11 protein-coding genes and 1 pseudogene are annotated in these 12,463 nt (G+C 47.4%); 10 read left to right on the top strand and 2 right to left on the bottom strand.

The genetic code is table 11. The features are described 5' to 3' along the window. Positions 1-57: 57 nt before the first annotated feature. Positions 58-213 (bottom strand): annotated as a pseudogene (locus J3348_RS05095) (NAD(P)/FAD-dependent oxidoreductase); the annotation flags it as partial. A gap of 49 nt (positions 214-262) precedes the next feature. Here J3348_RS05095 and J3348_RS05090 point away from each other — a divergent pair. The 9 genes from J3348_RS05090 (at position 263) to J3348_RS05050 (ending at position 10,287) form a co-directional block, all read left to right on the top strand. Beyond that, positions 263-619, top strand: a complete 357-nt coding sequence (locus tag J3348_RS05090; RefSeq protein ID WP_242702882.1) for a hypothetical protein — start codon at positions 263-265, stop codon at positions 617-619. A gap of 2 nt (positions 620-621) precedes the next feature. Then, positions 622-1,422 (top strand): transposase, encoded by an 801-nt coding sequence (locus J3348_RS05085; RefSeq protein WP_207698481.1) that lies wholly within the window; start codon positions 622-624, stop codon positions 1,420-1,422. Between the two features lie 471 nt (positions 1,423-1,893). Continuing rightward, on the top strand, positions 1,894-2,994 hold the full coding sequence (locus J3348_RS05080) for a glycoside hydrolase family 172 protein (RefSeq protein WP_347565365.1): 1,101 nt from the start codon (positions 1,894-1,896) through the stop codon (positions 2,992-2,994). Positions 2,995-3,725: 731 nt separating this feature from the next. Next, on the top strand, positions 3,726-4,433 hold the full coding sequence (locus tag J3348_RS14180) for a hypothetical protein (protein WP_242702881.1): 708 nt from the start codon (positions 3,726-3,728) through the stop codon (positions 4,431-4,433). Between the two features lie 35 nt (positions 4,434-4,468). Further along, positions 4,469-5,392 carry a Kiwa anti-phage protein KwaB-like domain-containing protein gene (locus J3348_RS05070; RefSeq protein WP_154259538.1) on the top strand — a complete coding sequence of 308 codons (924 nt, stop codon included), beginning with the start codon at positions 4,469-4,471 and terminating at the stop codon, positions 5,390-5,392. Next, positions 5,385-6,044, top strand: coding sequence for a hypothetical protein (locus J3348_RS05065; protein WP_207698480.1), 660 nt, complete (start codon positions 5,385-5,387; stop codon positions 6,042-6,044). Before J3348_RS05070 ends, J3348_RS05065 begins: the two co-directional genes overlap by 8 nt. 575 nt (positions 6,045-6,619) lie before the next feature. Next, positions 6,620-6,964, top strand: a complete 345-nt coding sequence (locus tag J3348_RS05060) for a hypothetical protein (protein ID WP_347565364.1) — start codon at positions 6,620-6,622, stop codon at positions 6,962-6,964. A 243-nt stretch (positions 6,965-7,207) separates the two neighbouring features. Beyond that, entirely contained in the window at positions 7,208-8,689 is a 1,482-nt protein-coding gene (locus J3348_RS05055; RefSeq protein ID WP_207698479.1) for a recombinase family protein, read from the top strand. Positions 8,690-9,534: 845 nt separating this feature from the next. Then, positions 9,535-10,287 carry a DUF4866 domain-containing protein gene (locus J3348_RS05050; protein WP_154259461.1) on the top strand — a complete coding sequence of 251 codons (753 nt, stop codon included), beginning with the start codon at positions 9,535-9,537 and terminating at the stop codon, positions 10,285-10,287. Positions 10,288-10,400: 113 nt separating this feature from the next. Here the strand turns inward: J3348_RS05050 and J3348_RS05045 are convergent, their stop codons facing one another. Next, positions 10,401-11,735 carry a threonine/serine exporter family protein gene (locus J3348_RS05045; protein ID WP_207698478.1) on the bottom strand — a complete coding sequence of 445 codons (1,335 nt, stop codon included), beginning with the start codon at positions 11,733-11,735 and terminating at the stop codon, positions 10,401-10,403. Between the two features lie 199 nt (positions 11,736-11,934). Here J3348_RS05045 and J3348_RS05040 point away from each other — a divergent pair, with 199 nt between their 5' ends. Then, positions 11,935-12,372, top strand: a complete 438-nt coding sequence (locus tag J3348_RS05040; RefSeq protein ID WP_207698477.1) for an FAD-binding protein — start codon at positions 11,935-11,937, stop codon at positions 12,370-12,372. Positions 12,373-12,463: the final 91 nt, after the last annotated feature.

Genomic DNA, 12,463 nt, shown 5'->3' with positions numbered 1-12,463 from the left:
CCGCAGGCCGTGGAACACGATGCGGGCAAACTCCGGGTGTTCCGCATTTCTGCACAGCTATTTTTTCCGCTGCCGCTGAACACGGCGGGCGGCGTCCCGCCCTGCCGCGATCCCGCTGCCGAAGGCCCAGTGCAGTTTGAAGCCGCCGCAGCTGCCGGCGCAGTCCAGTGTTTCGCCCACAAAATACAGGCCCGGACAGCCCTGAAACTGAAAATGTGCATGCCGGAATTTCACAATAGCGCATGAAGCAGCACATCAGATTTTGGCTGATCTGTTTCCGAACGACTACGGAAAAGCAGTCAAGTGCCGTGGGCACATTGCCTATCGGGAGAGAAACGGAAAGCCCTCGTGGGAAGAATGGCAGGCGGATACCCTTGCAGCAGAGCTGCTGATGCCAACATTTCTGATCAATGCCGAAATAGAACGTGTAGCGTTGACTCTGCCAAATGGGATTCTGTACAAATCAGTGTCTGACCCTAACTATGAAAAAATTCTGGAGATGGCTCAACGGATTGGGGTTTCTTGGTCTGCGATCAGGATCAGACTGCAGCAGATGCAGGTTATAAAAGGCAAACCCATCCACTGCCATCCATTGGACATCATGCGATTTGGAGAATGAATATGATTCAGTTAAAGAACCGTCCCTTTGCCGGTAAGGTCTTTTCCGATGTGGGAGGCGTCACTTCTTGCGCTGTGCTTGTACGTTTTCCAACGCTGACCATTTTGCTTGTAGAGGAAGAATCAGAACTGGTTGAAGTGATTGCTGCTGCAAGCAAGTCTGGTTATAGTTTTGCTAAAAAGAAAGCTGGATTGCTAATCTCCGCAGCGCAAAAAGCGCAGACATTGGGGATTCATTCATGTGCCGATGAAACACTCATTGTGTGTACCATTCAAATGCTTCGTACATTGTCCGAAAGTGTGCTTCAAATAGAAACCGCAATAGATAATTTGCTGGCTCAGAGAAAAGAAATGCGAAACAACGTTTCTTTGCTGCAAAGCATCCCTGGTGTTGGTAGTCATTCGGCAGCCTTTTTACTAGGAGAAATCGGAGATATCTCGTTGTTCAAGAAGCCGAAACAGCTTGCAGCATATTGGGTTTTAGACCCAACAGAGCGGCAATCCGGATCATTCAGAGGAACAAAGAACAAGCTCTCAAAACGTGGCTTTCCCTATGCAAGAGCTGCACTTCACATGGGAGTGGTTAATTCGATTTGTAAGCGTGGAAAGGACTCTGCAGCGAACCCCGTACTGCTCAGTTATTATGAAAAGAAATGTAAAAACAAACCGGCAAAGGTTGCTCAAGCAGCGTCAATGCACAAACTGGTCTTTATAGTCTTTGCAGTCTTGCGTGACCAGATGCCCTTCGAACTGAAAACGCCAGAGCAGCATGCTGTTGAACAGGGATTTGTAAAAGCAGCCTGAAGTTTTTGAGAGATTCAAGCCCTGAAACAAACACAGGGCCTTATTTGGTATACGAAAAATTTGAATTTGGCATCTTTCACTGCCCTTGTTCTTTACTTGGTGTAAGCGATGGCAGGGCTATAAGCGATGAATACCGAACTCAAACCGTTCGATTTCGTTCTTATTGGCTACCTGTGCTATTGACTTTGCTTAATTGGTCTACAATGATGTTTCTTTTTGAGTCGGCTTATCTGTCTGTTTGTTAAAATTCATGTTGTGGTTATGCATTCATGAGTGTGGTGCTAAAGATTTATGGCAGTAGCACATTGCTTTTATACAAATAAAAGTGTACAATAATAACAACTTTGCAAGCAATCCCCTTCAAGGAATCAACTGGAACATGGGTGGAGACTGTACCTGTTAAGCGGAATGGTTTGAATGAATTCAATTCAACATAAAAGACAGTTGCTCATTTGTGAGTAGGAGGAATATATGATGTTTGATTGTGGTTTACAGAATATTTTCCGGCTGAAAAACGGACAGTCCCGTTCCATCAACTGGGAAAACCGGAACGGAGAAAAAGGAAAAGGCGGCATGGCATCCAGCAATCTTGGTCCGTCCAGAAAAGGTTCCCCGTGTATCCCGAAAATAGAAGCAGGAGAGACCGTGACACTTGGTGAGATCCAGGGAGAAGGCATGATTCAGCACATCTGGATCACCGTTACAGACCGTACCAGTGAACGTAGCCGTTATGTTCTGCGGGATCTTGTTCTGCGCATGTACTGGGACGATGAAGAATTCCCATCCGTTGAATGCCCGCTTGGCGATTTCTTCTGCTGCGGCTTCGGTGTTTCCTACCAGGTAAACTCAGTCCCGATTGCTGTCAATCCGACCCGTGGTTTCAACAGCTATTTCCCGATGCCGTTCCGTAAAAACGCCCGTATTACCATTGAAAATCAGTGTGATGAGCCGATTCCGGCCTTCTTTTATCAGATCGACTATTGCCTGACAACGGTTCCGGAGGATGCTGCCTATTTCCATGCCCAGTGGCGTCGTCAGCGCATAACGGAAAAGGCAAAAGACTACGTTGTCCTCGACAACATCAAAGGAAAAGGCCAGTACGTTGGAACTTATCTTGCGCTTACCAGCCTCGAACGCTACTGGTACGGAGAGGGTGAGATGAAATTCTACATTGATGGAGACAAGGATTATCCAACCATTTGCGGAACCGGAACAGAAGATTACTTCGGCGGTGCCTGGAGCTTTGCAACACAGCAAAATGGCCAAACCGTTGAAAATCAGTACTGTACTCCGTATCTTGGCTATCCTTACTACTCTAGCCACGATACCTTCCTTCATAATGATTACCACAATGATGATCAGATGCCACAACGCAGCTTCTACCGCTGGCACCTTCTTGATCCTATCCTTTTTGAGAAGGACCTTAAGGTAACTCTGCAGCAGATTGGTGCCAGCCACGGAGGTCTTTTTGAACGTCAGGATGATGTCGCTACCACAGCTTACTGGTACCAGACGCATCCTCATGTACCATTCGCGCCACTCATGTCCAGAAAAGAGCGCTGGCCAAGATGATTTTTGACGCTTTTCCTATTTTATATGTTTCATGACTTTGCATACTCTGTGCATGATTTCAAATTCTGTTCTTGCGGATTGTGTGCAGTCGATGGCGGGCATGAATATCTCCGTAGATGCGGAAATCCAGAAGACTGGGAAGAATTATCTGAAGCGCAAAGCGTAGATGATTGAAAATTAAGCTGAACACGATTTTCAAAGTCGAAGTTCAGCGGCAAGCAAAAAGCTCTTGGCCTTTAATAAAGAGGCCAAGAGCTTTTTACATCTTGTTTTGGAACATAAAAGAAGGTACAATGGTAGAAAAGAAAACGTGCATCAGTCAAATAAGGTGGTGGAGGCGATGGGCAAGGCAACAGTCTACTGCATTATTCACACGGAAAGATGTGTGGCACAGGTGAGTACGGCTGGTGAGTGTAAAATTTATTTTGAAGATTTCATGCCCTATGGTCTGGTGCTGAAAGAATCGAATGACTTTGATACTCGAATCAATAATGTGATTAGCTTCCATTCATGGTGTGCATCGCGGCTGATACTACGCGACCGTACTTTATGCAAAGGAAATCCTCAACAGCATTGGCGCATCCCAGAGTGTTACGGATCGGGAGCGTGCACAGATTGCGCTTTCGTACCATTGACTGTCTCTGCTGGATGTGTTCTGGGTAAAAGAAGAAAATGAGACTGTCCGATTTGAGGATATCAAACTCTACACACACTCTTTAAGCAATGCTCTTGTGGACATTGCACTGCGTGGGCATCAGATGGCTGTGACAAATGCCCATCTTTTGGCAAATGATTTGTCCACTGGCGGATGCTATCCTAAAGCGTGGGTGCGCAAAGAGGAAGGCTTCTATCTTTATAAAGCTGGCGGACAAGATGCAGTCGAGCGCGAAGTGCTGGCAAGTAAGATCTGCCGATGCTTTGACTGTCATCAGGTTTTGTATGAGCAGGGGATGTTTGAGAATGAGCCAGTTTCTATCAGTAAAATCATGACCTCGCAGCGATATAGCCTTGTGACGTATGCAGCTTATGATGTCTACTGCACAAACCATGATTGGAACACGCTGGATAAAATTCTGGAACTGGATGCCTACGGATACTATATGATGAACATTCTGGATTATCTGGTGGGCAACACCGACCGCCATTGGGAAAACTGGGGCCTGTTGGTGGACAATGAGACGAATAAAACTGTCCGGCTGCATGATCTGATGGACTTTAATCGAGCGTTCCAGCAGTATGACATATTGGATGGTGCAAGCTGTTTGACCGTTGGAAAGCGGCACTTGAGCCAGAGAGAAGCAGCGATGGAGGCTTTGAGGAAAATTGGATTAAATCAATTTGTTGATGTGGCAGTTGACATTTTTCCTAAATATAAAAACTGGCTGATAAAGTTTCAAGTGCGGCTACATGCTCTAAAAGCAAACGAAAGCTTCAGATAACTTATATCAATTTGAGTACATGAGGAGAAAAAATTATGACATATACAGAAGACTTTAAGTGTATTCTTGCTAAACAGGACAATGTGGTAAATGCAAATCTGTTCATTTTGAGAAATAGCAACCCCAAGAAGATAAAAGTTTTTCCTGAAGAAGTGAGCAGTGTGTTGCTGGAAAAATACTTTGAAACACTATCAGTTACAACAGATGAAAGCGAGTTTGTGGACTTTATTCCAGATACAGTCGAAAAAAATACTTTGCAAGTTATTAATACGGAAGTCCTAGATCTTTGGCCGGCAATGGTGACCGCAAAGGATAGGTTGCAGAATGTGAATAGGGCTGAAATTACAGTTGAAGACTACAATTGTAGTGGAAACACTATAATGATGGACATCGAATTTGATAATGGTGAACATGTGTACTTTCTGACAGTCTATCGTAATGTCGCAGCATGGTATAGAAACAATATTTGCTTTACAAAAAAAGAAACAGGAAAATTTCATCAGCAATCTGGAAATGTGCTAGCATTGACACCATGGGTAGATGCGGTTATCTTTGACAAAAAATGCTATATTATTAACGAAGTGAACTTTAATAGAATATTTAAGTTTGATGAGGTTATTAAAAATCAAGTGGCCGCAAATGAACGGGAAATTCGCAGCATGGGATTTATTGATGACAGCGACATATTCATGGATTTTTTGGTAAAATCGAAGCGTCACAAAAATTCTATGGCAAAAATTATTATGCAAAAACGTCTTGAAAAAATTAGGACATTTTCTCCACAGTATATCAGAGAACAAATTGAGCATCAGCCAAGGTTGTCCTTTATATCGTACACAGAAAATGATAAGATTGTTATAGACAAAAAGTCATTTGAAGCGGTTATGGGAATTTTGTGTGGTCGGATTAATTTGGACCTGATAACAAAGGAGCTGAATGGAATGATGGAAAGTGAGTAAATTTGACAGACTGGCGTTAGCAATAAGTTGCTTTTTGCCACTATTCATTATTTTTGGTTTGGAAAATTTATGTGAAGCAAAAAGTATGTTTTCACCAATTGAAAACATAACTTGGAGACTCTCATTGCTGAATCAATCAAAAGGGTTTTACTTTAATGTCAGTCAATTTTCAATTTGGCTAATTCTTCTTATGGTTGGGATTGTTGGAATTGTCCGATTCCATAGAAAATTTCTGAAAGCTAAAAAGCTATCAAAAGAAGTGGTCGTTTTAGTAAAGGCTGAAAATATCACGGCGGACTATTACTTTACGTATTTTTCTTTGTTCGTGATTTCTTTTTTTAGTGTTGATCCGACAGTTCCTAAAGATGTCTTGATTTTTTCTTTTCTGATGGTGCTGATTATATGGGTTTATATTGTAAATGAAATGTATTTCGTGAATCCCGTCTTGAATATACTACGTTACAAATCTTTTTCTATTGTCTATCATAAAAACTTAAAATTAGAAGAAGATGATGAAAAAGAAATTGAGGAGTTTGAAATTAAAGTGTTTTCGAGAGTGCCGTTAAACAGAATGATGGGCGAAAAACTTTTTGTGACGTTTAGTCAGCATGACTTTTCTGTATGCTATCTAGTTATGAAAGAAGGGCGGTAGGCTATAGAAAAATGTACGTGTTCAATTTGCCGTTTGTAGCAAATCTGTAGCAAATCGAGTATATTTAACGAATCATCGTTCTAAAAAACGAAAAGTCATCATGTATCACACGCAGGGGGTCTGGGGTTCGAGTCCCTAATTCTCCACCATACAGTTCGTACTCGAACCCGATTCTTTATGAAAAAGGGTTCGGGTACGTTTTTTGTTTATCGGAGATTCTGCGGAAGGACTACACAGAGCGTTAAACGAGCAAAGGCAGGGTATCACTATAACGGTGGTATCCTGCCTTTTGCTTTGCGGAATCAAGTTCGCTTTGTGCGAACTTGGTCGTCCCCCTATATGGCGCGTTTGGGGGTAGTCGCTGCATACGTGCATACCGGGAGCCTGTACACCTCTGACAAGGTGTAACACACTAGACTTTGTTCCAAAGTCCGTGTGCTAAGGGGGCAGCCCCCTTAGAATCCCTGCGGAGCGTGTACGCACGTACGCAGAAAAATGGAAAAATTTCACTATATCGGGGTGTTCTTTCATGGAGGAGTGTGGTATACTCGGCTTAGCCCAGTAAATTGGAAGTTGTGAACTTAGAATTAGAGGTGTTGAAAATGAAAATAATAATTATATTTATTGATTTACTGATGGCAACTGTTCTCTTTTTTGTTGGAAGATTTTTTATCAAATCAAGGAATACAGAAAGAAGTGTGCTGTTTTTATCAGGAGATTATACTGGATTAAACACAGAGAAAATATGCAGAGTTACTGGAAAACGGATTAAGACATGGGCAATGCTCTTTTGTCTTGGCGGTATAATTGATTTTATCAAGCCGGGCGCAGGAATAATAATAGTTTCCGTTTTTTTTATTATCTTACTTGTATTTCATTTGGTTGATATGACTATAAATCGAGACAAGTACCGGATATAAATTCCAGTTTGCCGTACTCGTTCCAGCAGGGTTTGGGGCAGGCACGCCCCAACAAGAAGCTGTCCCAAGGGGCAGAAAATTTTCAAGAATTGAAAATTTGTGGCCACGGGACGATTCTTGCTCTCACCTTTTTCGCTGCGTTTCGCAATTTTCACATTTCAATCTGTTCGCAGATTGTTGACAAGCTGCGCTTGCCCCGATACTATAAAGACAACCCGAACACGCTGCCAAGGAGGTGCAACTATGACCGCCGTGATTTATGCCCGCTATTCATCCGACAGCCAGAGAGAAGCGTCCATTGAAGGACAGCTGCACGACTGCAAGGACTACGCCGAGAAGAACGGTATCACCGTGGTCGGCACCTACATCGACCGTGCCTACTCTGCCAAGACGGATGACCGCCCGGACTTCCAGCGGATGATTAAGGACAGCGCAAAGAAAATCTTCGATGTGGTTCTGGTCTGGAAACTCGACCGCTTTGCCCGGAATCGGTTCGATGCCGTGAACTACAAGTACCAGCTGGAAAAGAACGGTGTCCATCTGGTGTCTGCCATGGAACCCATCTCGCAGGGGCCTGAAGGCATTATGGTGGAGAGTATGCTGATTGGCATGGCGGAATACTATTCCGCCGAACTCGCCCTGAAAGTGGCGCGCGGTGAGCGCGAAAACGCCCTCCAGTGCAAGTACAACGGCGGTGTGGTGCCGCTGGGCTTCACCATCGGCAAGGAGGACAGGCTGTACCATATCGACCCGGAAACGGCTCCCATCGTGCAAGAGATCTTCACCCGGTATGCCGACGGCGAACCGGCTGAGAAGATTGCCGCCTCCCTGAACGAGCGCGGCCTGCGTACCCGCACCGGGAAGCCGTTCGTGAAGAACAGCTTCTTCCAGATCTTCCGCAACCGCCGCTACATCGGCGAATACCGCTACAAGGACATTGTGACGCCGGGCGGCATTCCGGCCATTGTTGACCAGGATCTGTTTGACCGGGTGCAGCAGCGTTTTGAGCAGAACAGGATCGCCCATGGTCGGCCTGCAAAAGAGGATGTGAGCTATTTGTTGACCACCAAGCTGTTCTGTGGCAAGTGCGGTACCCTGATGGGTGGCGAAAGCGGCACCAGCCACATGGGGAACACCTACTATTATTATAAGTGCGGCAACGCCAAACGCCACGGCAAGGCGCACTGCGACCTGAAAGCCATCCGCAAGGAGCCGCTGGAACGGTTCGTGGTGGATACCGCCATTAAGGTGATTTTCAGCGATGAAATCATCGAACGGCTGATAGATTTGGTCATGGATGCCCAGCAGAAGGAGAACACCCGGCTGCCTGTCCTGAAAGAGCAGCTCCGGGACACGGAGAAGCGGCTGGCAAACCTTCTGGAAGCCATTGAACAGGGCATCCTGACCCCGACCACCAAGCAGCGGCTGGACGAGCTGGAAGCCCGGAAAGAATCCCTGAACACCAGCATTCTGGAAGAAGAGCTGAAAAAGCCCGTCCTGACCCGTGAGTGGATTCGGTTCTGGCTTGAAAAATTCCGCAAGGGTGACGTGGGCAGCACGGAACACCAGCGGCAGATCATTGATACCTTTGTCAACTCGGTCTACGTCTTTGATGACCGGGTCGTACTCAATTTCAACTTCACGGATGATGCCAAAACGGTCACCCGTGAGGAAGTGTTGGGTTCGAGTGCTGTGGACAATGCTCCACCATGCATAAGCCACTAACAGAAGTTAGTGGCTTTTTTGCGCTATACGCGGACTTATGTTGGTGTATGGAGAATTAGGGACTCGAACAGCACGGCCACGCCGCAGGCGGGGCAGCAAACACCCCAGTGGGGTGTTTGCTAGTGCGCGGGTTCCAACGGTCAGGAATGTCTACCGGGGATGATGTTCAAAAGTCCAGCTGGTCAGAGAATGGTTTGAAATCTTTAGGCCCCCTTTTCAGTCGTTTGTAGCAAGTTTGTAGCAGATCTGTAGCAAAATTCGGAGAGGAACGGCAAAATGGCCTCAGAAACCCGATTTTTGCAGATTTTTGGTATAAAATTTTATCCTTAAATTTTGTGCAGAATGACGGTGGCAAAACAAAAAAGAAAAACGTCAAACGCGAGAGATTGCTCTCTCATGCGTTGACGTTTTTTCTGGTTTGTGGGGATTATTCTTCTGGCAGAGCCAAAACTTCATCTTTGACCAGTTGATTGGCCGAGTCAAAGGCTTCGATCATCTGGTTGGCTTTTGGATCTAAAACCTATTATTCAAAATGATAACACGGGGCTGTTGCACACGCCCCAACAAAAAAGACCAGAGTTATTTAGCCGATGTGTCCAGACCGCCGGAATATGCCAGCACGACCTTTTTGACTTCAGACATAGGAACTGCCTTCGTTCAAACCAACTTATATATTTTTCGATTTTCCTCGTGCAATTTCATGATTGCAGTGTCCATTATACGGGCACTTGGAAAATGTGTAAAAAGTGTTCTGTATATAGCAGCAATATGAAAGCAGTATTTCACAGCAGGGCATTATGAACCTATAATAGCAGTTGGAAATAAACAGAAAGAGGGTCTTTTTGATGGCAACGATATTTCCAAGAGAAGAAAAGGCAGAGGCACTGTTCGGGGAGATCCTGAAAAATCCAGAAGCCTGCCACCGCCTGATGGATACCTTCAACGACTCGCTGGACATGGCAGACGTACTGGATGCGCCGGCCGTGAGTGCACAGCAGTTTGCCGCAGCACTGTTCAATGCCTACGAGAACAAGGATCTGTCTGCCTTTCTGATGGCGATCTGCCAGCACAGTATGTTTGACCTGCTACGGAACGCTGCCCTGATCCCGTTCAAATTCAACGCCGATGGTCAGCCGAACCCGGTGATTCTGACGGATGATGCCGGCGTTCTTTTGCCGAACAACGAATTTGCCGTGAGCAGCAAAGTATACGACCGGTTCATCCGGGTGTTCCAGAAGCAGGAAAAGGTAAAAATGTACCTTGCCAGCGGCTACTGCAAGTATCACGGCTACGACGAAGGATCGATGGATGTGGTGGAGTACCACTACAACCAGCATTTGGGGCTGCTGCTGATCTACGAACTGCCGGACACCGTGAAGCAGAAGGTAACGGAAGCGGAGGCCTACTCCACCGTCTGGGATATCCAGATGAAGCTGCAGCACGCACTGCCCCGTTCCGTGGTCTACTATGGACAGGATACGCTCAAGGACGGCGGAACCCGCTACGATGAACTTGGCGTTTTTCTGCCGCTGGAACACTTTGCCGACCGGCTGGAACGCCATGTGGAAACTGCTACCAAGATCGTTTACGGCGAGTAAACGCCCTGTAAACGAACTCCCTTTATAAGTGCATCACAGCAAAACAAAACGCAGCGAACCGTTAAAAGATTCGCTGCGTTTTGCCTTATATGGGAGAATGGAAATGCTGCACATCAGGTGCAATAACGGAAAGTCTTGTCAGTGATAACACGGGCGAAGATCAGCCCTAACGGCAGTGCTACGATGATGAGAATGGCATCTGCAAACCATGTGGCGGAATCCATCAGAGACAGGATGCCCAGATTATAGATGGCACGGTAGAAATACAGTCCCGGTACCATGATAACGATGGACGGCACGGTGACGGAGATGCGGGGATAACCGGCGGCGCTCTTCAGGCAGGAGGCCAGCAGTCCGGACAGCAGTGCGCCCAGAAACGCTGCAACAGCGGGCGGAAAGCCCGCAAGGCTCACCAGCTCCAGCCGGAACGTGTTCGTTACCGCACCGATAAGGGCGGCGCAGACTGCCAGGTTCCGGGGACTGTTGAACATGAGCGAAAAGCCGAACACACCGCCAAAACTTGCCAGCAGCCGGAACATGATCTCTTCCGGGAGTGTCAGGCTCAGGGCAGGGAACTGCACCGGCTGCAAATGCAGCAGCAGTGCCATGATCCAAGCCGTCATGGTTGCCACCAGAATGATGAGGACGGCGTAGGCCAGACGTTCCAGCCCGGAGCGCATATCCAGCTTGGCAAGGTCGATGCCGCTGGTAATGAACGGAAAGCCCGGAATGATGAAGAGCATGGAGCAGATATACCCCGCCTCGTGCTGCGCCGATACGGCAAACAGCACCTCGGCCAGCTTCAGCAGGATGGCATACACGAGGCTTGCTGAACAGACCGACGCCGTAATGCCCAGAAACAGGGTGAAATGGTGCTTTGTCAGCTTGCACCGTACAAAGTTGCCGATGCCTGCACCGCAGAAGGCACACAGCATTTCCACAATGCCGCCGCCCAGCAGAAAGGTGAAGCAGCTGCAGGCCAGTGCAGCTGCAAAGCCCAGTGCGATGGGCGAATACAAGCCGTGGATACGCTCGATCTCATCGAGGTGGCTGTGCAGTTCTTCGCCGGTCATAAATTTTCCTTCCCGGTCGAAGTCGTTGACGAAATGCTCCAGTCGGTTCAGCCGGGAGGTATTCACGCCCGTATTTGTCAGACAGAGTGACTGGGTATAACACTGGTCACCGTCAAAGCAGGTAAACTCAATGGACAACAGGCCGATATCCGCTGTTGTTGTGACTCCCAGCTCCCGCGAAAGGGTGTTCATGGAGCTTCGGACACGCCATGCGCCGGTGCCGCATTCCAGCAGCATCAGCCCGGTGCGTCCAATGACGGAGGCTTTTTCCACAAGCCCCGCCTCAGTAATGGGAACGCCCTTGCTGGCCGACGCATAGTCGTGCCAGTACACTTCCATGTGATTTTTGATGATCTCACTTTGCCGTTGTCCCATACCGGAAAGCCTCCTTTGTGATATGGGAATGTTGCAGCTGTTTCAAGACTGCGGTGCTATTATAAGGGAAATTGCAGGGTGGGTAAAACGTATCTTGGATATGCCGGCAATGTTCGTTTGGTATTTCAAAGAAGAAAATACGTTGCGTTTTTGGCGGCTCTGCGGTAGGATAGAAAAAACACGCCGAAAGGAAACTGCCGTGACCCTTCAACAACTCCGCTATGTCACGGCTGTTGCCGGCGCCGACACCATCGAACAGCTGGCTGAGTACATCGGTGTGGAGCCTGCAGACCTTTCCGCTACTGTGGAGCAGTACAATAAGGTTTGCGCCGAGGGCTACGACAGCGACTTTGCCAAGGACCCGCACTTCCTGAATGCAGTTGCAAAGGCTCCCTTCTACGCCCATGTCACCACCCCGAGTCTGGGCTTTGCACTGGTGACCACCGGCGGCTTTGTGACCACCAATGACCAGCAGGTGATGAACGAGGATTATCAGCCCATCGAGGGCTTGTACGCCTCCGGCAACACCTGCGGTATGCGCTTTGGTCCCGAGTATATCACCCCGATCCCCGGTGTGAGCATTGGTATGTGCCTGACGCTGGGCCGCGAACTGGGCAAATACCTGGCTGCAAAGTAAGCAGCTGCCTTCGTCAAGGCCTGATCAGCTGCAGTAAAGCCCCATAAGCAATAAAAGATCCCGTCCACTTCTGGGTGAACGGGATCTTTTT

The sequence above is a fragment of the Faecalibacterium sp. Marseille-Q4896 genome (assembly GCF_017377615.1).
GTDB lineage: Bacteria > Bacillota > Clostridia > Oscillospirales > Ruminococcaceae > Faecalibacterium > Faecalibacterium taiwanense.
Note: the sequence above shows the minus strand (reverse complement) of the source record. Positions and strands in the feature narration are given on the sequence as shown.

Excerpts from the sequence above, each read along its gene's own strand:
- J3348_RS05085 (WP_207698481.1), top strand. The coding sequence starts at position 622 with ATGATTCAGTTAAAGAACCGTCCCTTTGCCGGTAAGGTCTTTTCCGAT.
- J3348_RS05080 (WP_347565365.1), top strand. The coding sequence starts at position 1,894 with ATGATGTTTGATTGTGGTTTACAGAATATTTTCCGGCTGAAAAACGGA.
- J3348_RS05070 (WP_154259538.1), top strand. The coding sequence starts at position 4,469 with ATGACATATACAGAAGACTTTAAGTGTATTCTTGCTAAACAGGACAAT.
- J3348_RS05055 (WP_207698479.1), top strand. The coding sequence starts at position 7,208 with ATGACCGCCGTGATTTATGCCCGCTATTCATCCGACAGCCAGAGAGAA.
- J3348_RS05050 (WP_154259461.1), top strand. The coding sequence starts at position 9,535 with ATGGCAACGATATTTCCAAGAGAAGAAAAGGCAGAGGCACTGTTCGGG.
- J3348_RS05045 (WP_207698478.1), bottom strand. The coding sequence starts at position 11,735 with ATGGGACAACGGCAAAGTGAGATCATCAAAAATCACATGGAAGTGTAC.